General features: G+C 58.1%; 18 protein-coding genes. 8 read left to right on the top strand and 10 right to left on the bottom strand.

Features of this window, described 5'->3' with window-relative positions; translation table 11 throughout:
* Positions 1-45 precede the first annotated feature (45 nt).
* Positions 46-798, top strand: a complete 753-nt coding sequence (locus tag J7412_RS02700) for a TIM barrel protein (RefSeq protein WP_209076804.1) — start codon at positions 46-48, stop codon at positions 796-798.
* Between the two features lie 37 nt (positions 799-835).
* Here the strand turns inward: J7412_RS02700 and polA are convergent, their stop codons facing one another.
* Entirely contained in the window at positions 836-3,637 is a 2,802-nt protein-coding gene (polA, locus tag J7412_RS02705; RefSeq protein WP_209076807.1) for a DNA polymerase I, read from the bottom strand.
* A 140-nt stretch (positions 3,638-3,777) separates the two neighbouring features.
* Here polA and J7412_RS02710 point away from each other — a divergent pair, with 140 nt between their 5' ends.
* Together J7412_RS02710 and J7412_RS02715 are read left to right on the top strand one after the other, a co-directional pair.
* On the top strand, positions 3,778-4,833 hold the full coding sequence (locus tag J7412_RS02710) for a saccharopine dehydrogenase (protein ID WP_209076810.1): 1,056 nt from the start codon (positions 3,778-3,780) through the stop codon (positions 4,831-4,833).
* A gap of 28 nt (positions 4,834-4,861) precedes the next feature.
* Entirely contained in the window at positions 4,862-6,004 is a 1,143-nt protein-coding gene (locus J7412_RS02715; RefSeq protein WP_209076813.1) for a saccharopine dehydrogenase C-terminal domain-containing protein, read from the top strand.
* Positions 6,005-6,069: 65 nt separating this feature from the next.
* Here J7412_RS02715 and J7412_RS02720 read toward each other — a convergent pair whose 3' ends face one another.
* The gene (locus J7412_RS02720) at positions 6,070-6,663 is read right to left on the bottom strand and encodes an NAD(P)H-dependent oxidoreductase (RefSeq protein WP_209076816.1); all 594 of its coding nucleotides are present in this window, start codon (positions 6,661-6,663) and stop codon (positions 6,070-6,072) included.
* Positions 6,664-6,765: 102 nt separating this feature from the next.
* On the opposite strand from J7412_RS02720, the gene J7412_RS02725 reads away from it, so the two are divergent.
* Positions 6,766-7,350, top strand: a complete 585-nt coding sequence (locus tag J7412_RS02725) for a TetR/AcrR family transcriptional regulator (protein WP_209076819.1) — start codon at positions 6,766-6,768, stop codon at positions 7,348-7,350.
* Here the strand turns inward: J7412_RS02725 and J7412_RS02730 are convergent, their stop codons facing one another.
* The 3 genes from J7412_RS02730 to mutL all read right to left on the bottom strand — a co-directional run bounded on the left by J7412_RS02730 (position 7,351) and on the right by mutL (position 11,033).
* Positions 7,351-7,677 (bottom strand): DUF3775 domain-containing protein, encoded by a 327-nt coding sequence (locus tag J7412_RS02730; protein WP_209076823.1) that lies wholly within the window; start codon positions 7,675-7,677, stop codon positions 7,351-7,353.
* A gap of 111 nt (positions 7,678-7,788) precedes the next feature.
* Complete coding sequence (gene rmuC, locus J7412_RS02735; RefSeq protein WP_209076826.1) at positions 7,789-9,108, bottom strand: DNA recombination protein RmuC; 1,320 nt, start codon at positions 9,106-9,108, stop codon at positions 7,789-7,791.
* On the bottom strand, positions 9,108-11,033 hold the full coding sequence (mutL, locus tag J7412_RS02740; protein WP_209076829.1) for a DNA mismatch repair endonuclease MutL: 1,926 nt from the start codon (positions 11,031-11,033) through the stop codon (positions 9,108-9,110). The genes rmuC and mutL overlap by 1 nt, the downstream gene beginning before the upstream one ends.
* Before the next feature lie 193 nt (positions 11,034-11,226).
* Between mutL and J7412_RS02745 the strand changes: the two genes are divergently transcribed.
* On the top strand, positions 11,227-12,579 hold the full coding sequence (locus J7412_RS02745; RefSeq protein ID WP_209076832.1) for an aminotransferase class III-fold pyridoxal phosphate-dependent enzyme: 1,353 nt from the start codon (positions 11,227-11,229) through the stop codon (positions 12,577-12,579).
* Positions 12,580-12,646: 67 nt separating this feature from the next.
* Here J7412_RS02745 and J7412_RS02750 read toward each other — a convergent pair whose 3' ends face one another.
* The 3 genes from J7412_RS02750 to J7412_RS02760 all read right to left on the bottom strand — a co-directional run bounded on the left by J7412_RS02750 (position 12,647) and on the right by J7412_RS02760 (position 15,710).
* A complete protein-coding gene (locus J7412_RS02750) occupies positions 12,647-14,161 on the bottom strand; it encodes a tripartite tricarboxylate transporter permease (RefSeq protein ID WP_209076836.1) in 1,515 nt (504 codons plus the stop codon).
* 1 nt (position 14,162) lies between these two features.
* Positions 14,163-14,645: a tripartite tricarboxylate transporter TctB family protein gene (locus tag J7412_RS02755; RefSeq protein WP_209058871.1), complete on the bottom strand. Its 483-nt coding sequence runs from the start codon at positions 14,643-14,645 to the stop codon at positions 14,163-14,165.
* Between the two features lie 78 nt (positions 14,646-14,723).
* Positions 14,724-15,710: a tripartite tricarboxylate transporter substrate-binding protein gene (locus J7412_RS02760; protein ID WP_209076838.1), complete on the bottom strand. Its 987-nt coding sequence runs from the start codon at positions 15,708-15,710 to the stop codon at positions 14,724-14,726.
* Positions 15,711-15,816: 106 nt separating this feature from the next.
* On the opposite strand from J7412_RS02760, the gene J7412_RS02765 reads away from it, so the two are divergent.
* From J7412_RS02765 to J7412_RS02775, 3 genes are read left to right on the top strand one after another with little or no spacing between them, the layout of a single operon-like run.
* Entirely contained in the window at positions 15,817-16,482 is a 666-nt protein-coding gene (locus J7412_RS02765; protein WP_209058876.1) for a response regulator transcription factor, read from the top strand.
* A complete protein-coding gene (locus J7412_RS02770) occupies positions 16,475-17,842 on the top strand; it encodes a sensor histidine kinase (RefSeq protein WP_209076841.1) in 1,368 nt (455 codons plus the stop codon). Before J7412_RS02765 ends, J7412_RS02770 begins: the two co-directional genes overlap by 8 nt.
* On the top strand, positions 17,821-18,828 hold the full coding sequence (locus tag J7412_RS02775) for an ABC transporter substrate-binding protein (protein WP_209076843.1): 1,008 nt from the start codon (positions 17,821-17,823) through the stop codon (positions 18,826-18,828). The genes J7412_RS02770 and J7412_RS02775 overlap by 22 nt, the downstream gene beginning before the upstream one ends.
* Here J7412_RS02775 and J7412_RS02780 read toward each other — a convergent pair.
* Together J7412_RS02780 and rbfA are read right to left on the bottom strand one after the other, a co-directional pair.
* The gene (locus J7412_RS02780; RefSeq protein WP_209077534.1) at positions 18,818-19,561 is read right to left on the bottom strand and encodes a phosphodiester glycosidase family protein; all 744 of its coding nucleotides are present in this window, start codon (positions 19,559-19,561) and stop codon (positions 18,818-18,820) included. The genes J7412_RS02775 and J7412_RS02780 overlap by 11 nt on opposite strands.
* Positions 19,561-19,986 (bottom strand): 30S ribosome-binding factor RbfA, encoded by a 426-nt coding sequence (gene rbfA / locus J7412_RS02785; protein WP_209076845.1) that lies wholly within the window; start codon positions 19,984-19,986, stop codon positions 19,561-19,563. Before rbfA ends, J7412_RS02780 begins: the two co-directional genes overlap by 1 nt.
* Between the last annotated feature and the right edge of the window lie 39 nt (positions 19,987-20,025).

The following is a 20,025-nucleotide window of genomic DNA, read 5'->3' on the forward strand; positions in this document are numbered from 1 at the left end:
GATTGGCCTGAAAGCTGGAATACTCCGCGTCAGCAGGAGGAAAACATGCCGAAATTTGCCGCCAATCTGACGATGCTGTTCACCGAGTTTCCGGAGCTTGAGCGGTATGAAGCCGCTGCCGAGGCTGGGTTTGACCGTGTAGAGGTGCTGTTTCCTTATGATGTCCCTGCGCCGGAAACGCGTCGCGAGTTGGTGCGTAACGGGCTCTCACTGGCGCTGATCAACTGCCCTCCGCCCAACTATACCGGTGGAGAACGAGGGTTCGCCGCTGTCCCTGGCCTGTCTGAACGTTTCCAGCGCGATTTTCGCCGAACTCTGCGATATGCGGAGGTGCTTCAGGCAGATGTGGTGCATATTATGGCGGGGGCGGCGAGCGGAGCTCTCGCGCGCGAGACTTTTGTTGAGAACCTGAAATGGGCCTGCGCCTTCGCCCCCAGCCAACAGCTGACGATCGAGCCGATCAACGACGTCGATATGCCGGGCTACTTCTTAAATGATTTTGACCTTGCGGCAGAGATCTTGGACGAAGTGAATGCCCCCAACTTGGCGCTTCAATTCGATACCTACCACGCTCATCGTATCCACGGTGACGCGCTGGCTTGCTGGGAGAAGCACAAGGGGCGCGTGAAGCACATTCAGATAGGTGGATTGCCGGATCGTCACGAGCCGCTCAAAAACAAGCACTTTGATTATCCCGCGTTCTTCGAGATGCTGGACGCAAGCGGGTTTCAGGGCACTGTGAGTGCTGAATATAATCCTCTCAAACGCACCGAGCAGGGCTTGGATTGGCTCGCCTGAAAGAGGCCGGTTTAGAAGAATGGCAGAGCAAGGGCGCTTAATGCGCCTCAGCCCAATTGGTTCCCCGCCCCGCATCTACGATGAGCGGCACATCCAGTTTGATTGCGGGTTCGGTCGCGTTTTGCATGACCTCACGTGCCACAGCAATGGTTTCGTCAACCGCGCTATCGTCCACTTCAAAGATAAGTTCGTCATGCACTTGCAGCAGCATTTTGGCTGGCAAGCCTTGGATCGCGGCGGGCATACGGATCATCGCACGACGTATGATATCGGCGGCAGTACCTTGGATCGGCGCATTGATCGCAGCGCGATAGGCAAAGCTCGCACGCGGGCCTTTTGCGTTGATTTCAGGTGTGTGGATTTTGCGTCCAAATAAGGTCTGCACATAGCCATGAGTTTTGGCAAACTCTTTAGTCTCATCCATATAGGTGCGAATACCAGGGAAGCGTTCAAAATACCGGTTTATGAAATCCTGTGCCTCGCCACGCGGGATGCGCAGATTACGAGCCAGGCCGAAGCCTGAGATGCCGTAAATGACGCCAAAGTTAATGGCCTTGGCGCGGCTACGCACCTCGCTGGTCATCTCTTCCATCGGCACGCCAAAGACCTCCGACGCGGTCATGGCGTGAATGTCGAGACCCTCGCGGAAGGCTGTTTTGAGCGCATCGATGTTCGCGATATGCGCGAGGAGGCGCAGCTCCACCTGAGAGTAGTCGAGCGAGATCAGTGTCTTGCCTTCTTCGGCGACAAAGGCCTCGCGGATGCGGCGGCCTTCCTCGGTGCGGATGGGAATATTCTGCAAGTTAGGATCGGAGGAAGCGAGACGACCGGTGTTGGCTCCGGTCTGTACATAAGAGGTGTGCACACGACCTGTGTCCGCGTTGATATGTTCCTGAAGTGCGTCGGTGTAGGTCGACTTCAACTTGCTGAGCTGGCGCCAATCGAGCACAAGGCCCGGCATAGCGTGTTCCGTAGCAAGATCTTCAAGCACGTCAGCCCCGGTTGCATAAGCACCGGTTTTACCCTTCTTGCCGCCGGGCAATTCCATTTCATCAAACAGGATCTCACCGAGCTGTTTTGGGCTACCAACGTTGAAGCTGCGCCCTGCGAGCTCATGGATTTCGGCCTCAAGTCCAGCCATCTTCTGAGCAAACGCATTGGACATGCGGCTTAGCGTGTCGTGATCCACTTTCACGCCGTGCCGCTCCATTTGTGCAAGCACAGGCACCAAAGGACGCTCCAGCGTCTCGTATACACTTGTGACTTGTCGCTGGTGCAGCTTGGGCTTGAAGAGTTTCCACAGGCGCAGCGTGATGTCGGCATCCTCGGCGGCATATTTGACGGCATCTTCAATCGCGACCTTGTCAAAGGTGGTCGCGCTTTTGCCGGTGCCAAGCAGGGATTTGATCGGGATCGGCTGATGGCTGAGGTAGCGCTCACTCAGTGCATCCATACCGTGGTTGTGCTCGCCTGCGTGCAGAGCGTAGCTGAGCAGCATGGTGTCATCAATCGGGGCGACTGCGATGTTGTAGTTGGCGAAAACCTTGCAGTCGTATTTGGCGTTCTGGAAGATTTTCAGCACAGAGGCGTCTTCCAGCACCGGTTTCAATGCGTCGAGCACCTCATTGATAGGCATTTGCCCCTCTTGCGGCTCATCGCCACCAAAGAGATCATCGGTGGCCCCCTTTTTGTGGCCCACAGGGATGTAGCAGGCCTCGCCCGGCTCAACGGAAAGGCAGATGCCAGCAAGCTCCGCGACCATCTCATTGAGCGAGTTTGTTTCCGTGTCCACAGCGACATAGCCGCGTTTCATAACCGCTGCGATCCAGCGATCCAGTGCTTCTCGATCACGGACCCATTCGTATTTTTCGGCGTCAAACGGCACATCTTCGGCGCTGTCTTCGACAGTAGCGGTCCCCGATGCTGTAGGTTCCGGCAAAACAGGCGCTTCGACGCCGAGCTTGTCTGCCGCGCGTTTCAGAAGGGTGCGCAGCTCCATATCAGCAAGGAAGCCCAGCAGCGTTTCAGGCTCGGCATCCTGCACTTCCAGATCATCGAGTGTGAAATCAAGTGCGATGTCGCAATCTAGTTGCACGAGCTTTTTGGACAGTTCGATCTGGTCGCGTTTCTCGATCAGGGTCTGGCGGCGTTTGGGCTGTTTGATCTCTTCGGCGCGGTCCAGCAGCTCTTCCAGTGAGCCATATTCATTGATCAACAGAGCGGCGGTTTTGATGCCAATGCCAGGCGCGCCGGGGACGTTGTCGACACTGTCGCCCGCCAGTGCCTGCACATCCACCACCCGCTCTGGCCCAACGCCGAATTTCTCATGCACGCCGTCGCGGTCGATGCGTTTGTTTTTCATGGCGTCGAGCATTTCAACGCCATCCCCCACCAGCTGCATCAGGTCTTTGTCAGAGCTGATGATGGTGCAGCGCCCACCGGCGTCGCGGGCCTGACAGGCCAAGGTGGCGATGATGTCGTCAGCTTCAAAGCCTTCGATCTCTTTGCAGGCGATGTTGAAGGCGCGGGTGGCATCACGGGTCAGCGGGAACTGTGGCACCAGATCTTCGGGCGCGGGGGGGCGGCTGGCTTTGTACTGATCATAGAGATCATTGCGGAAGCTTTTGCCGGAATAGTCAAAGATCACCGCGACGTGGGTCGGTGCATCTGGGCCGGAATTGTCCTCAATGTAGCGCTGCAACATGTTGCAGAAACCGGAGACCGCGCCAATTGGCAGGCCGTCTGATTTGCGCGTGAGCGGCGGCAAGGCGTGATAGGCACGAAAAATAAAAGCCGATCCGTCGATCAGATGCAGGTGACATCCTTTGCCAAAACCCATCGCGTGGTCCTCTTTTTGCTTGGCTCCGTTGTGCCATGTGGTCACCGCCACCGCCACCCGGAAATTGCGGGATCTGGCCTGCCTCTTGTCATTGCCGCAGTGGGCTGATCTATGGAAACGCGACTATCAGGGGAGCCGAGATGACACATCTTTGGGTACGGGCCGAGCAACGGCCGAATGAGGAACGGGTCGGGCTGACGCCGGACGGGGCAAAAGCTCTGATCGACAAAGGCATCCGTGTGACTGTCGAGGAAAGCTCAGTTCGTGCAATCGGAATTGAGGGTTACAAAGCCGCAGGCTGCGAAATTGCTGCGGAGAACAGCTGGCCTGAGGCCCCCAAGGACGCCATTATCTTCGGCCTTAAAGAGTTGCCAGAAGACGGCACGCCTTTGCCGCATCGCCACATCATGTTTGGCCATGCTTTCAAAGGACAGCACTCTGGTGTTGCGTTGCTCAAACGCTTTAAGGCTGGTGGCGGCACTTTGTATGACCTTGAATATCTGGTGGATGAGACCGGACGCCGCGTGGCCGCCTTTGGCTATTGGGCGGGGTATGCGGGTGCCGCTGTCACGCTGAAAAGCTGGGCCGCACAGCAGCGGGGCGAGGTTTGCGGGCCGGTTGGGGTTTATGGCGGCAAAGAGGCGTTGCTGGCAGATCTTGGCGCGGAGCTGGATGCGCTGGAAGCGGCGCGCCCCTCTGCGATTGTGATCGGCGCGCTGGGCCGTGTGGGCACCGGGGCGGCGGATCTGCTCACGGCGATGGGCTGTGCGGTGACCAAATGGGATATGGCGGAGACCGCCTCCGGTGGGCCGTTTCCGGAAATTCTGGCGCATGATCTGTTTCTGAACTGTATTTTTGCGCGGCCCGGCACCCCTGTGTTTGTGCCGCAGGATGCCCTGGGCGCGGCGCGGCAGCTCACAGCGATTGGCGATGTGGCCTGTGATCCAGACAGTGATTACAACCCTGTACCGGTCTATGATCGGGCCACGACTTGGGAGGCTCCTGCGCTGCGTGTGGCGCAGGAGCCGGTGCTGGATGTGATGGCGATTGACAATCTGCCCTCCATGCTGCCGGTGGAAAGCTCAGAAGATTACGCGGCGCAGCTGCTTGAGACCTTGATGACATTGGATGATCTGGGCGGTGGCGTGTGGACCCGCGCGGAAGCTGATTTCATCACGCATTCCAAAGATTTGTGAAGAAAAGACCTTTGAGGGGAGAAAAGAGATGACCATTCATTGGTGTGGCACCGGCCTGTCGGCCATTCCCGGCCTGCGCCGTCTGATAGACGCAGGGCGTGAGGTGACTGTTTGGAACCGGACGGTGGAAAAAGCGCAGGAGGCGGTGGGCGATCTGACCCAGGATATCCGCGCGTTTGACATCGAGGCACTTGGCGCCGTGCTGGCCAAAGGCGATGTGGTGGTGTCCATGTTGCCAGGCGACTGGCATGTGCCGCTGGCGGAGCTGTGCATTTCTAAAGACGCGCATTTTGTGAGTTCGTCTTATACTGCGCCGGAGATGAGAGCGCTGGACGCCAAGGCCAAGGCGGCTGGTGTGGCCTGTGTGAATGAGGTGGGGCTCGATCCGGGGATTGACCACCTGATGGCGCATGCGCTGGTGGCGGACTACCGCGGTTCTGAGGCGTTTGATGCCGACAACACCCTGAGCTTTATCAGCTACTGTGGTGGTGTGCCCAAACATGCCAACCCGTTTCGCTATAAATTCAGCTGGTCGCCGCTGGGTGTGCTGAAGGCGCTGCGTTCACCGTCCCGCTCGATCCGCGATGGGCAGCCGTTTGATGTGAACCGCCCGTGGGATGCGATTTCGAGCTATGAGGCGCCGCTGGCGACTCCGGAGAGCTTTGAGGTGTATCCGAACCGCGACAGCATTCCGTTTATGGAAGACTATAAGTTTGATCCGGATTGGAATGTGAAAGAGTTTGTGCGCGGCACGCTGCGCTTGAATGGCTGGGCGGAGGCCTGGGGCGATGTATTCCGCGAGATCGAGACCCTGAGCGGGCCGGAAGGCGATGCGCGTCTGAAAGAGATGTCCGATCAGTTCTGGGCCGAGAATGCCTATGACGAAGGGGAGCCTGATCGGGTGATCCTTTGTGTGGGGCTGAAGGCGGAGAAAGACGGCGCGGAGGTTTATCACAAGACCTATGCGATGGATGCCTGGGGTGATGAACGCGGCACGGCTATGGCGCGGCTTGTGTCTATTCCGGTGTCGCTGGCGATTGAGTCTGTTCTGGAGGGGGCCATTGCGCCGGGCGTGCATGCAGCGCCGTCAGAGCCTGCGCTGTTTGAGAGCTGGCTAGGCCACATCGGCAATTTGGCGCAGCATATGGAAGTCGTCGATCACACGGCGTGATGCTGTCTGATTGAGATTGCGGCGGGCCTGAGGGGAGCACTCTCAGGCCCGTTTGCTTTGTGCGGTCAGGCCGCCTTTGCGCCGATTTTGGCAGCGCGTTTGATCCATTTGTCTGCGACACCGGCCTTGGGGTGGCTGGCGCCGGTGAATTGCGTGACTTTGACCGGTTTGATGCCGACAAACTCCAGAATCTGCTGCTGGATCTGCACAATCAAGGCGTTGCGATAAAACAGGCGGAAGAACCAGCCCGGCGTGTCCGAGAGCAGGAGCACGCGGCCGGTGCGGCCGGTGAGCAGGGGGGCGGGCAGGCCGAGTTTTGTGGTGTTGCGCGTATCGAAGGTGCGGCCCGGCAGGAAGGCGCGGTCAAACACCCCTTTGAGTTTGGCAGGCAGCCCGCCCCACCACATCGGCGTGGCCACCACCACATGTTCGGCCCATTCGATGTCTTGCAGGAGGGTTTCCAGATCCGCCTCCAGCGGCTTTTGGTTCACATAGCCGCCAAAGCCGTAATCCGGATCAAACTCCAGATCATGCAGGTTGGTGAGGCGCACCTCGTGGCCGGCGGTTTTAGCGGCGGTTGCGTAGGATTGTGCCACGGCGCCTGTCAGCGAGGCTTTGGCCGGGTGGCCGTTCAATATGAAAATACGTTTCCGGGTCATGGTGATTCTCCTCAATATTGACCGTGGTCATATTTATGTGTGCAAAACTGACTGCGGTCAATTAAAATTTGACCCTAGTCAGTTTTCGTGCCAGAAAGCCGCATGAGCAGAGCTGTCCAATCCCGCACCCTGAAAACCCGCGCCAAGCTGTTGGCGGCGGCAACTGATATCATTTCAGAGGGGGGCTATGAGGCCATGCGGGTGGAGGAGGTGGTGCTGCGCGCCGGCGTGGCCAAGGGCACGTTTTTTGCGCATTTCAAAGACAAAGACGCCTTGATGGATCAGTTGATCGGCGCGGAGATTGACCGGCATCTGGATCAGCTGGAAGCACTTGCGCCGCCCAATTCGATTGCCGAGATGGTGGATGCGCTTATGCCGCTGACCGCGTTCATGAGCTGTGAACGCTATGTGTTTGATGTGATCCTGCGCCACTCCGGTGCGGCGGCCAACAGTGAGATTGGCGCGATTGCCAGAACATTTGGCCGCCATGCGGAAGTTGTGGCGCACTGGCTCAGGGACCGTCCGTTTCGCAAAGATATCTCCGTGGAGCTACAGGCAGAGGGAGTTCAGGCCTTTGCCATTCAGGCGGTGTCACTGGTGTTTTGTGCGCTGCACAGTGCAACCGCACCTCGGGCGCGGTTGGAAACTTATCTGGAGGCCTGGTTGAAGCCGCAAGCGTCGGTGTGATCAGCCGCGCCGGATCAGATCGTCTTCTTCTGCGCTGAGCGAGAGGCCGAGCTCTTCCATGCCGTTTTCCAAGTGATCGGACACATGTGGCGAGCCGAGCAGGTAATCTGCGGTTGGCACGGTCTTTTCGCTCTTGGCGGTCATGATGGCCTCTTCGAGATCTTCGGCGGAAAAACTGTCCCGGCCGATCCACATCACCGCCACAAGGCTGGCCTGTTCGTCTTCGTTCAAACGGTCGATAAAAGCGCGCAATTCTCCTTCGGCGCGATCAAGCTCGCGCGACATCAGAACCACTTGCGCCACTTTCCAGGCTGAAATTTCAAGCATTTTGCGTCTCCTAACGTGTTGTCAGAAGAATGCGCATACGAAGGGCGTGAGTCTTTGATATGGCGCAAAGTCGTCTTTTCTGGCGGCACCAAGGGCTGGGGGGCAACAGGCTTAGGGATCGGCCTTGGTCAGCGGCACCACTTTGGTGTCCTCGGTCTGGGCCAGTTCTTCAAAGTCGAAATTGTCCAGCCGACGTGCGCGGCGTCCGGCTTTGTCAGCGCTGATCTTGATTTCGCTGATGTCCTTGGCAGCCTGGCCGAAGTGACGATCCAGATTTTCCACCCGCGTGCCCAGTCGATCAACATCGGCATAGAGCATCCCAAGCTCTTTGCGGATCGCACCGGCCTGTTCGCGCATACGGGCGTCTTTGAGGATCGCACGCATGGTGTTGAGCGTGGCCATGCAGGTGGTGGGCGAGACAATCCAGACGCGCGCTGTGAACCCTTCATGCACAAGCTCAGGGAATTTGGCGTGCAACTCTGCGTAAATCGCTTCGCTGGGCAGAAACATCAGCGCCCCATCTGCGGTTTCCCCCTCAAGGATGTATTTTTCCGAAATATCCTTGATGTGTTTGCGCACCGACGTCTTGAACAGCTGGATGCCGGCTTTGAGCTCTGCCTCAGTTTCTGAGCGTAGCATGGCCTCATAGGCTTCCAACGGGAATTTGCTGTCGATCACGATTGGGCCCGGCGGGTTGGGCAGATGGATCAAACAGTCGGCGCGCTTACCATTTGAGAGCGTATGTTGCAGCGCGTAGCTGTCGCTGGGCAGGGCTTTGGAAACGATGTCGTTCAGCTGGATTTCACCAAAGGCGCCGCGGGTCTGTTTGTTGGAGAGAATGTCCTGCAGGCTGAGCACGTCACCAGACAGGCGGGTGATGTTTTCCTGCGCCTTGTCGATGGTTTGCAGCCGTTCCTGAAGCTGGGTCAACGATGTGGCGGTCTGTTTGGCGTTGCCCATGAGGGAGGTGTTGAGCTTCTCCTGCATGTCGTTGAGCGCGGTGCCGGTGCGCATCTGCATGTTGGAGAGGTTTTCCTGCAGTTGCAGCTGTTGGGCGGCCAGCGTATCTGACATTTTCTGCTGCATGGAGGCGAGGTTTTCGCCAGTGCTGCGCTGCACTTTGGCGAGGTTCTCGTGCATGTTGACCTGCACTTCGCCAAGGCGTTGTTCCATCAGCGTGGCGATCTGGCTTTGTGATTGGGCCTGTGCGCGCAGACCGCCATCAAGCTGGGCCTGACCGGTGGCGAGCTGATCCACGCGTTGCGCCATCTGGCCCATATGCTGGGCGATGAAGGCCTCTGTCTGGGCAGCGCGGTTCTGTGCTGTGTTGCGCAGGAGCACAAACAGCAGCACCAGGGCAAAGCCCATGCCGCCCAGAAGATAGAGCAGTGCGGTGTCAGAGTTGGCAAGCAAAGTGGTCAGTTCGGTCATCATGTTCGTCCAAACAGCCGCTCGATGTCGGCCAGTTTCAATTCCACATAGGTGGGGCGCCCGTGGTTGCATTGGCCGGAGTGCGGCGTGGCTTCCATTTCGCGCAAGAGGGCATTCATTTCTTCGGCGCGCATGCGGCGGCCTGAGCGGATTGAGCCGTGACAGGCGACGCGGCTGAGGATTGCCTCGAGCTTGGCCTGCACCAACATGGTTTCGCCGTCTTCGTCCAGCTCGTCCAAGATGTCGAGCACCATTGCGCGCGCGTTGACTTCACCCAGCAGCGCCGGGGTTTCGCGAACCGCCACCGCGCCGCCACCGAAGGCCTCTATGGTGAGGCCAAGCTTGGACAAAGACTCCGACACGGCCAAAATGCGGGCACAGTCGACCTCGGAAAGCTCGATGATCTCGGGGATCAGCAGGGCCTGCGCGGCGACGCCGTTTTCCGCCATCTGGCGTTTGAGTTTTTCATAGACCAGACGTTCGTGAGCGGCGTGTTGATCGACAATCACCATGCCGGTTTCGGTCTGGGCCACGATGTAGTTCTCATGGACCTGCGCGCGGGCTGCACCCAGAGGCAGGCCTTCGGCGGGGGCCTCCTGTGGGGGGGCGAGCGCCTCAACGGGCTCCACACGTGCGCTGTAGGATTCGCTGAGTTCGGCAAAGCCCGGCTCCTGAACCACAGGTGTTTGTGGAAAGGGCGCCTGTGCTTGGTAGGCGGCGGTGCGCGCACCCAGAGAGGGGCGATCCATTTGATAAACGCGCGCCGGGCCTGTGGGCGAAGTTTGTGGTGAAGCGCCCAGTGCGCCCATTGGCTCAGGACGGAAGGCGCCAAGCGTGGCCCCGGCAACGGTGGTGGAGGCGCGGTGTCCCGCTTCGGCCAAGGCATGGCGCAGGCTGGAGACAATCAGGCCGCGGGCCATGCCGGGATCGCGAAAGCGGACTTCGGATTTGGCGGGGTGGACGTTCACATCCACCAGATGCGGGTCGCAGTCGATGAATAGTGCCGCGGCCGGATGACGATCCCGGCTGAGGTAGTCAAAATAGGCCCCCCGGAGCGCACCGACCAGCAGCTTGTCTTTCACCGGGCGGCCATTGACAAAGAGATATTGCGCCACCGCAGAACCACGGGAATAGGTCGGCAGGGCGGCGTAGCCAATCAGCCGCAACCCTTCGCGTTCGGCATCAATCTTGAGTGCGTTTTCGGCAAATTCCTTGCCCAGAATCCGCGCCAATCGGCCATGCAGCGCGTCAAAGAGGTCTCCGCTTTCAGCCTCTGCGCGGAAAGAGATGCGCCCTTCGCCGCCGCCGGTGACGTCACGCAGGGTGAAGCCGATGAAGGGTTCCGCCATGGCCAGACGTTTGACCACATCGGTGATCGCCTGCGCTTCAGCGCGATCGCTGCGCATGAATTTAAGGCGGGCAGGCGTGGCATAAAACAGGTCGCGCAATTCAACGATGGTACCGCTTGAGAGCGCGGCTGGCTTGACGGGCCCCATGGCTCCGCCTTCCACCGTAATACTGGCCGCAGGGGCGCGGCCCACGCGGCTGGTGATGGTCAAGCGTCCAACCGCCCCAAGCGAGGGCAGGGCCTCGCCGCGAAAGCCAAAGGTGTGAATATCCAAGAGGTCACTGCCGTCGATCTTGGAGGTGGCATGGCGTGACAGCGCCAGCGGCAGCTGCGCCTCGGTGATGCCGCAGCCGTCATCGGTGATGCGGATCAGGGTTTTGCCGCCGTCCGCATAGGCAATCTCAATGCGTGTGGCACCGGCATCAATGGCGTTTTCCACGAGTTCTTTGACTGCAGAAGCAGGACGTTCGACAACTTCACCAGCAGCGATCCGGTTGATCGCGGCATCGTCAAGTTGGCGGATTACGGGCTGCGTTGGCGCGTTTGAGGGGCTTATATTGGGGTTATCCACAGGCATGTTACGAAATGTAGCATGTTCTCGTTTGATTCTACCACCGAGATTGCGGGTTTCAGTTGGTCGTTTTTGCTCCACTAAAATCCGTTGAGATGTCGCTCTCTTACTGGACACTCCCCGACCGTGGTTTCATAATTTGATCAAATTATTGAATCGACGCACAGGACACAGCTGTGCCATCAACGGGAGTATCACCATGAAAGACGACAACTTTCTGAAAGAGAACAACGCCCGCCATCTCTGGCATCCGATGGGCGCACCGGGGGACATGCAGAGCCACGCTCCCAAAATCATCAAAAGCGCCGAAGGGGTGAACATCACCGATCTGGAGGGGCATTCCACGGTGGATGCTGTTGGGGGGCTTTGGTGCGTGAACCTCGGCTATTCCAACGACGTGGTGAAAGAGGCGATTGCCAAGCAACTTTATGATCTGCCATATTATTCCGCTTTTGCGGGCACCTCCAATCCGGCGGCGATTGAGGCCGCATATGCGGTGCGCGAATTCTTCGACGCGGATGGCATGACACGGGTGTTTTTCACATCCGGCGGCTCAGACAGTGTGGAGACCGCCCTGCGTCTGGCGCGGCAGTATCACCGCCTGCGCGGCGAGCCGACCCGGACCAAATTCCTGTCTCTGAAGAAAGGCTATCACGGCACGCATTTTGGCGGCGCGTCGGTGAACGGCAACAACCGGTTCCGCATCAATTATGAGCCGCTGCTGCCCGGGTGTTTCCACCTGCCGAGCCCATACACCTATCGCAATCCGTTCAACGAAACCAACCCGGCGCAGCTGGCGCAGAACATCGCAGCGGCCTTTGAAGATGAGATCGCCTTTCAGGGGGCCAACACCATTGCCGCCTTTATCATGGAGCCTATTCAGGGCGCGGGTGGCGTGATTGTGCCGGATGCGAGCTTTATGGGCCTGATGCGCGAGATTTGTGACCGCCACGGCATCCTGCTGATTTCTGATGAGGTGATCACCGGCTTTGGCCGCACGGGCGACTGGTCTGGTGCGCGCCATTGGGGGGTGCAGCCTGATATGATGACCACGGCCAAGGGGATCACATCGGGCTATTTCCCTGTGGGGGCCTGTCTGGTGGGCGACAAGGTTGCGGATGTGTTTGAGAAAGACGAAAGCGGCGAGGCCGGGATTTTCCACGGCTATACCTATTCCGCGCATCCTGTCGGCTCGGCGGCGGTGGTGGCCTGTCTGGCGGAAACCACGCGGCTGGATCTGAAAACCAATGCCGCTGCCCGTGGCACGCAGCTTTATGAGGGCGTCAAGAAGCTGGCGGAGAAACATGACATCATCGGTGACATCCGTGGTGGGCACGGCTTGATGACGGGCATCGAGCTGGTCTCTGATAAAGCGGCGAAGACGCCGATGGATATGCCAACCATGAAGAAAATTCACGAGGTCACCTATCAGGCCGGGACGATGGCGCGGCTGGGGATGCACAATATCCTGATGTCACCGCCGCTGACCATTTCGGAGGCGGAGGTCGACACAATCCTGTCGGCGCTGGATGCGGGCTTCTCCGCTGCGTAACACCCAATGACAACAACAAAGGCCGCCGAAATTCTCGGCGGCCTTTTTTCATTGGGCTGTGTATGGATCAATCCCCGTCTGCGACCCCTTCGGCCCGCAAGCGTGCGCGACGGGCGCGGTAGCTTGGCAGCACCACCAGCAGCGCGGCGATTACCAAGAGGCCAAGTGTCATCGGACGTTCCCAGATGAAGGCGATGCCATCATAGAGCTGCATGGAACGGGCGAAGTTGTCTTCCAGCATGCCCCCAAGGATGAATCCAATCAGCAGTGGGGCAAGCGGGTAATCCGCAAAGCGCAGCGCGGTGGCGCAGACGCCAAAACCCACAAGGATCAGGAGCTCGGTGGCGTTGTTCTGCCCGATATAGGCCCCCATCAAGGTAAAGAACAAAATGAAGGGGATCAGGTAGTTGCGCGGCACCGCGAGCACTTTGGCGATGTAGGGGATCAGCGGCAGGTTCAGGACCAGAAGCACCAGATTGCCAATGAACATCGACATTATCACCGCCCAGAAAACCTGTGGCTCATCGATCATGAGGCGCGGGCCCGGGGTGACGTTGAGCGCGATTAGAGCTCCGAGCAGAATTGCCGTGGTACCTGAGCCGGGAATACCCAGTGTGAGCAATGGCACGAAGGAGCCGGTGCAGGCCGCATTGTTCGCGGTTTCTGGTGCCGCGAGGCCCTTGATCGCGCCTTTGCCGAATTGCTCCTGCTCTTCTTTTGGGGCGATATTGCGCTCCACCGCGTAGCCGAGGAAGCTGGCGATGGTGGCACCTGCGCCAGGCAGAACGCCGATAAAGAAGCCCTGTATTGATTGACGCCCAATCACAGGCGTGATGGCCTTGGCCTCGTCGCGTGAGATGCGCAGATCTTTGATCTCACCCTCACCGCCCTCTTTGGCAACGCGGGGTTTGAGCACAAGGAACAGAGCTTCGGGCAAGGCAAACATCGCCATGGCCAGCGTGATAAAGCCAAATCCCGATTGCAGATCCATAATGCCCATGGTGAAGCGGGGCAGGTTGAACAGCGCACCTTCACCGACGGTGGCCATCATCAGGCCCAACACCGTCATCATCAGGGCTTTGGCAACTTGCCCAGTGCCAGCAAAGGCAGCGATCGCAGAGAGGCCGACGACCATCAGAGCGAAGTACTCCGCAGAGTGGAAGAGCAGCGCGACAGACGACAGCATGGGGGCAAAGACCATCAGCAGGAGCGCGCCAATGGTGCCGCCTGCGAAGCTCGCGATGGCGGCGATGGTCAGCGCCTTGCCCGCTTTGCCTTGCTTGGCCATGGGGTACCCATCGAAGCTTGAGGCAACCGTGCCCGCGACCCCCGGCGCGTTCAGCAGGATAGAGGAGGTCGAGCCGCCGAAGATGGCACCGTAGTAGACGCCCGCAAGCAGGATCAGCGCAGCGGATGGGTCGCCCATCGAGATGGCAACGGGGATCATGATGGCGATGATCGACATGGGGCCAAGGCCCGGCAACATGCCGATGAAGGTGCCGATCAGGCAGCCGCCAATGACCATCAGGAGGTTTTGTAGAGAGAAAGCCGTTTGCAGGCCAATCAGAAGTCCTTCAAGCATGTCAGCCTCCGATAAAGCCCGGCAGCGGGCGCATGTAGATGCCAAGCACTTCTTGGACGAGATACCAGACGATTAGGGTAGCGATGGCCGCGACAGGCACCATGATGTGCCATTTGCGTTCGCCGAGAATGAAAGAACCCAAAATCAGAAAACCGCTCGTGGACAGGATAAACCCTGCAGGGCGCAGCAACAGCGCATAGGCCACCATCAGCGCGAGCAGAATAATTGCCTGGCCGAGTTTATACTCATGCAGGCGGCGGTAATCGATGTCCGCCTCTTTGGCTTCACTTTTTTCAAAGCCCAGGAGGATAATGGACGAGGCGATGATGCCAAAGATGGACAGCAGTTTTGGGAACGTGCTGGGCCAAATGGGGTTGCGTCTCATGAACGGCGCAAGACTGCCATCCATCGTGAACCATGCGGCGTAGCCATAGATCAGGCAAATGCCGAGCAGGATCAGTGCGATCCAACGATCAAGAGCCATTCAGCCCTCCTGCATCTTTTGATGAAAGGAAGGCAGAGCGGCTGACCGCTCTGCCCTATGTAACGTGAAGAGTTGACCTTAGAGGAAGCCGAGCTTCTTCATCAGATCGCCAATGACTTTCTCCTGCTCCTCAAGGAAGCTTTGGAAATCTGCGCCATTGTTGTGGATGTTGACCCAGCCGTTGCGGGCGCGAACGTCTTCCCACTCGCTGGTGTCATACATTTTGCCGATGGCGTCTTGGTACATCGCGAGCTTGTCTTCTGGCAGGCCCGGCGCCGCGAAGAATCCGCGCCAGTTCACAAAGGAGGTGTCGATGCCTTGTTCTTTCATGGTTTTGGCATCCGGGGCTGCCGAAACACGGTCATCAGAGGTCACGCCAATGATTTTGACTTCACCCGCATTTGATAGATCAACCGCTTCAGAGAAACCGGTGGAAAGTGCCGCGATTTCGCCTGACAGCAGTGCAGCCATAGCTTTGCCGCCCGCGTCATAAGGAATATATTTTACCCCCAGTGCGTCTTTTCCGGCCGCTTCCATGACCATGGCTGCAACGAGGTGGTCCATGCCCCCCGGTACAGAGCCGCCGCCGATCGCGGTTGCGGATGGATCCGCGTCAAAAGCCGCCAGCAGGTCATCCATGGAGTTGATGGGGCTGTCTTTGCCCACAACGATGGCGGCATAGTCGCCAATGGTTCCCGCGACGAGGGTCAGGTCACGGAAGTTGTGTGGGAACACGCCGGTCAGTGAGCGGATCACGATTGGGGTCGAGTTGACCATCAGGGTGCCGTGGTTGCTGTCGGCGTTTTCGATCAGGTAGCCGATGGCTTTGCCGCCACCACCACCGGACATGTTCTCATAAGATGCGTTACCGACGATGCCCGCTTTGGTGAGGGCCTCGCCTGTGCCGCGTGCGGTGCCATCCCAGCCGCCACCGGCGCCGCCGGGGATCAGAAAGTGGATGCTGTCCACAACTTTGTGCCCGTCTGCGAGTGCAGGACCGGCAAATGCCATTGCGGCGACCGCCGTCGCCATCAGGGCGCGACGGCCCATGTCAAATTTCAACATATTTTCCTCCCAATTTGACAACTGTCCGAAAGCTGGCTCAGTTGGGGCAACTCAAACATTGCAACCTGTCACAAACCTGTCATGGGCGAAGAAAGGCCGATCTCCGATGAAGTTCCTGTTGGTCGAAGACAACCACGATTTGGCCAATGCTGTTTGCGCGCGGCTGCAGATGGATGGTCATGTCGTTGATCATGCGGATAAAATTGCGGATGCATCGGCTTTTGTGGACACCGGCGACTATGATCTCATTCTGTTGGACATTATGCTGCCGGATGGCGATGGCCGCGCCTTTCTCAAGCAGCACCGCGCAGGAAAAAATGACACACCGGTCATCGTTCTGACAGCGCGCTCGCAAGTGAGTGATCGAATCAGCATGTTGGACTTGGGCGCGGATGACTACATGACCAAACCCTTTGATCATGAGGAGCTGCAAGCACGATGCCGTGCGGTTTTGCGGCGTAATGCCGGTCATGCGCAGCCGTCGGTTCAGCTTGGTGATGTGATGCTTGATCCTGTCGCTGGGCAACTCAAGGTCGGAACGAAAGTGGTCACCCTGCGGAACAGAGAGCTGCGCTTGTTGGAGTTGCTGATCAACGCTCCCGGGCAGATCTTCTCAAAAGCGAAACTCGCCGACAGGCTGTTTTCCTATGACGAAGACGTCTCGGAAAATGCGATAGAGGTTTATATCGGGCGGCTGAGGCGGCATTTGGAGCCCTCCAGTTTGCAAATTACAACCTTGCGTGGCCTCGGATATCGGCTCGACCATGCGTGAGGCGGCAAATGTCTCGGGCTCCTTGCGGGCGAGACTTGCGCTTACTCTGATTGGGGGCGCGGCAGGCTTGGCTGTCCTCCTCTTTCTGGTTGTGCGCAGTTATGCCGCGCAGATCGCTCAACAGGGGCAAGACCGCATCCTGGAAGCTTCCGTCACCTCGATTTTGGATGCAGCGGTTTTGCGCGACGGGTTGGTCGAGGTGGACTTTCCCTATGCTGCCTTTTCCATTCTCAGCACAGATCAGGACGACCGCGTTTTTTACGCCATCCATCAGGACGGCACATTGCTTTCCGGTTATGACACCTTGCCCCAAGCTGAGCAGACCATTGGCGCAGATGTTGTCCATGTGTCAGGGGATATGCGTGGTTCAGATGTTCGGGTCGCTTCAGCGTCGCGCACATTGGTGGGCGCGGATGCGCGCACGCTGGTGACGGTCGCCGTCGCACAAACCCAAGAAGCGTTGCAGGTGACGCTTAATCGGATTTCTTTGAACGTCGCTTATTTCGGGGCAGGGTTCTTTGTTCTGTCGGTCCTTGTCGCCTCTTGGGCCACTTCGACAACCATTCGCCCCTTGGAGCGTTTGACCAACTCCATAACCCGGCGTGGTCCCAAAGATCTGACACCGGTTGCACAGCCCGTGCCTTTGGAGATGGGGCCATTGGTATCTTCGCTCAACAACTTTATGGCGCGTTTGAGTGTGTCTCTATCGCAGTCGGAGGACTTTATCGCCGAAGCGGCCCATCGGGTGCGCACTCCTTTGGCCACGGTGCGCAGCCATGCGGAAACGACCTTGCAGAGGGTGGAGCGAGAAGAGAACCGGCAAGCGCTCCGCTCGATGGTACGCGCGATTGATGAAAGCTCCCGGGCAGCGGGGCAGTTGCTGGATCACGCAATGATCACCTTTCGAGCCGACCATCTGGAGCGTGAAAGTCTGGATCTTGTGGCCTTGGTTCAGGATTTGGTGATCAGGTTGACCCCAATCGCTGAAATGAAAGACATCGCTTTGACGGTGGAGAGCGATCCTGAGGTCATGGTCGCTGCGGATTCCATCCTGCTTCAAAATGCGCTGCGCAATCTGGTGGACAACGCTTTGAAGTATTCGCCGGTCGAGAGTGAAATCATCATCGAAGTGAAATCCGCGCCTCAGCCTCATGTGCAGGTCATGGATGAAGGGCCAGGCTTTCCACCGGATCAAATCGATCGGCTTGCGACCCGGTTTTTGCGCGGCGACAATGCGACGGGGACAATTGGCTCCGGTTTGGGCCTGACCATCGCTCAAGATGTTGCAGAAGCTCATGGCGGAGACCTGCAGCTCGAAAATCGGTCTGAGGGGGGCGCATGCGTTACATTTACTGTTTGATACTGTGCTTCTGTCCAATGTTGGTTGGTGCGCAGACCTGGGAAGATCGTAGTGTTTTTGGCGCTTCGAATCCCGCGCGCACCCTGCGCGTTCTGTCGAGCACGGATACTTCGTTCTTTGCGCCGATCATTGAGTCCTTTCTGCAAAGACAGCCGGGATTGGCGGTCGAGTATTTTGTGATTGGCACCGCACAAATTGATGAGATTTTTCGGGCAGAGCCTTCAGAGTATGACGTGGTCATATCCAGTGCGATGGACCTGCAGCTGAAGCTTGTGAATGATGGCTACGGTCTTCCCATCGCCAATCTGGGTGTGCCGGATTGGGCCCAATGGCGCGACAGTCTGTATGCCTTCACTTCTGAGCCTGCGACGGTTGTCGTAAACCGTTCGGCTTTCCCGAATGGCGACGTTCCAAGGTCGCGGCAGGAGTTGATCCAGGCTTTGCGCGCGCGCCCGGAGTTGTTTGACGGGCGGGTGGGCACCTATGACGTGAGGTTGTCTGGGCTCGGATATCTCTTTGCGACACAGGATGCGCGCGCCTCCGAGAGCTTCTGGCGACTTATGGAGGTCATGGGAGGGCTGAATGCAAAGCTCTATTGCTGCTCTGGTGAGATGATCGAAGACTTGGAAACAGGCAAACTGCTGGTCGCCTATAATGTGCTGGGGAGCTACGTCGACGCGCGCGAAACCGTTTCAGACCAACTCGAGGTCATTTTACCATCAGATTTTCCAACAACCATGATGCGCACGGCTTTTGTGCATGTGGATACCACGCTTCGTGGGGATGCTGAGGCATTTGTGCGGCATCTCGTTAACTTGCAGTCCGCTCTGCCGTCGCCGGAAACTTTTCCGCTTCCGCGGCTTACTTCGAACACGGATGCATCCGGACAATCGGCGATAACACTTGAGCCTGCCTTGATGACATATCTTGATCCGCTCAAGCGGCGTACGTTCATCAAAGAATGGAGCGACGCTGTTATTCAGTAGCGGGTGGTGCTGGCGCAGTTACACCGACGATTGGCCCCATCCAGAAACCCGTATCAGAGCGATCAAGCTGGGGCGCGTGTAGGCGGCTGATTTTGCCGTCAAAATAAAGCGCATTGGGCGTTTTCAGCACGTCTCTGAAAAAACGCCCGAACTCGTGAAATGTGACGGCAGTGTTCGAGATCGCAAAAAATGCAGTCTTGCCATCGGGGCTCGTACCCACGCCATTGCGCAGAAACTTTGAGGTGCTGTCTTTCAAAAAACGAGGGTGCAGCGCGCCATCGATCACCAGCATCGGCCCTGATTGCGTGGCATCTCGGCAGTGTGGTTTTTGCGACGCGAACTTGAGCGTTTCATAGACCCTTGCAGAGTTCTCGGTGATGCAGAATACGCCATTTGGGAGAAGTCCGAAGTTGCCAACGCTCGCCCCTGTTAACAGGCGCATTTCTTCATTCTGGTCTTGAACGTAGTGGCCTACAGGGCTGCGGTCCGCATGATACATGCCTGCATTCATGGCAAACGCGAGGGTTTTTCCTTCGTCCAGCGCGCGCTCTACCGCGCGAAATTGGCCAAGGATCGCGCCTTCATCGTCGCGCAGGAACAGCCTGAGATCATCTTGAGTGGCATCAACAGTGCAAACTGTGATGTCCTTGCCCTCAAAGCTGGTGTCTTCGCAGGTCACGGCACCGACCCATTGGGGCAGTGCGATGATTGCGAGACAGAGCCAGTGCCTGATCACGAGGTTGCGCCATCCTCTTCGCTGTCAGGCTTTGCCACATCAGCCTGCACTCGGTCCTCTGAGAGCATCCGCCGGGTTGCATCCATCTGATCAAATGTGGTGTCGATCCGGAACCGCAGATCCGGAGCATGCTTGAGCTTGGCCTTACGGCCGATGATGCGACGCAGCTCACCTTTGTGACTGGCGAGAAGGCTGATCGCTTCTTCCTGTTTGCCACCGCCAAGAGGCAGGACGAAAGCTGTCGCAATGGAAAGATCAGGTGTCACCCGAACTTCGCCAACCGTGATCGAGAGGCGGCTGAGGTCGGGGTCGTGCAGCTCATCGCGCATCAAGACCTCCGACAGTGTTCGCCGGATCACTTCGCCAACACGCAGCTGGCGCTGGGAGGGGCCGCGGCCCTCAGAAAATGTGTTCTTTGCCATGGCTCCCACTTAGGCTTTCTCTGCCCCTTTGCCAAGCTG

The organism is Shimia sp. R9_3, assembly GCF_017743755.1.
Lineage (GTDB): Bacteria > Pseudomonadota > Alphaproteobacteria > Rhodobacterales > Rhodobacteraceae > Shimia.

Coding starts and splice junctions, on each gene's coding strand:
- J7412_RS02700 (WP_209076804.1), top strand. CDS start 46: ATGCCGAAATTTGCCGCCAATCTGACGATGCTGTTCACCGAGTTTCCG.
- polA (WP_209076807.1), bottom strand. CDS start 3,637: ATGGGTTTTGGCAAAGGATGTCACCTGCATCTGATCGACGGATCGGCT.
- J7412_RS02710 (WP_209076810.1), top strand. CDS start 3,778: ATGACACATCTTTGGGTACGGGCCGAGCAACGGCCGAATGAGGAACGG.
- J7412_RS02715 (WP_209076813.1), top strand. CDS start 4,862: ATGACCATTCATTGGTGTGGCACCGGCCTGTCGGCCATTCCCGGCCTG.
- J7412_RS02720 (WP_209076816.1), bottom strand. CDS start 6,663: ATGACCCGGAAACGTATTTTCATATTGAACGGCCACCCGGCCAAAGCC.
- J7412_RS02725 (WP_209076819.1), top strand. CDS start 6,766: ATGAGCAGAGCTGTCCAATCCCGCACCCTGAAAACCCGCGCCAAGCTG.
- J7412_RS02730 (WP_209076823.1), bottom strand. CDS start 7,677: ATGCTTGAAATTTCAGCCTGGAAAGTGGCGCAAGTGGTTCTGATGTCG.
- rmuC (WP_209076826.1), bottom strand. CDS start 9,108: ATGACCGAACTGACCACTTTGCTTGCCAACTCTGACACCGCACTGCTC.
- mutL (WP_209076829.1), bottom strand. CDS start 11,033: ATGCCTGTGGATAACCCCAATATAAGCCCCTCAAACGCGCCAACGCAG.
- J7412_RS02745 (WP_209076832.1), top strand. CDS start 11,227: ATGAAAGACGACAACTTTCTGAAAGAGAACAACGCCCGCCATCTCTGG.
- J7412_RS02750 (WP_209076836.1), bottom strand. CDS start 14,161: ATGCTTGAAGGACTTCTGATTGGCCTGCAAACGGCTTTCTCTCTACAA.
- J7412_RS02755 (WP_209058871.1), bottom strand. CDS start 14,645: ATGGCTCTTGATCGTTGGATCGCACTGATCCTGCTCGGCATTTGCCTG.
- J7412_RS02760 (WP_209076838.1), bottom strand. CDS start 15,710: ATGTTGAAATTTGACATGGGCCGTCGCGCCCTGATGGCGACGGCGGTC.
- J7412_RS02765 (WP_209058876.1), top strand. CDS start 15,817: ATGAAGTTCCTGTTGGTCGAAGACAACCACGATTTGGCCAATGCTGTT.
- J7412_RS02770 (WP_209076841.1), top strand. CDS start 16,475: ATGCGTGAGGCGGCAAATGTCTCGGGCTCCTTGCGGGCGAGACTTGCG.
- J7412_RS02775 (WP_209076843.1), top strand. CDS start 17,821: ATGCGTTACATTTACTGTTTGATACTGTGCTTCTGTCCAATGTTGGTT.
- rbfA (WP_209076845.1), bottom strand. CDS start 19,986: ATGGCAAAGAACACATTTTCTGAGGGCCGCGGCCCCTCCCAGCGCCAG.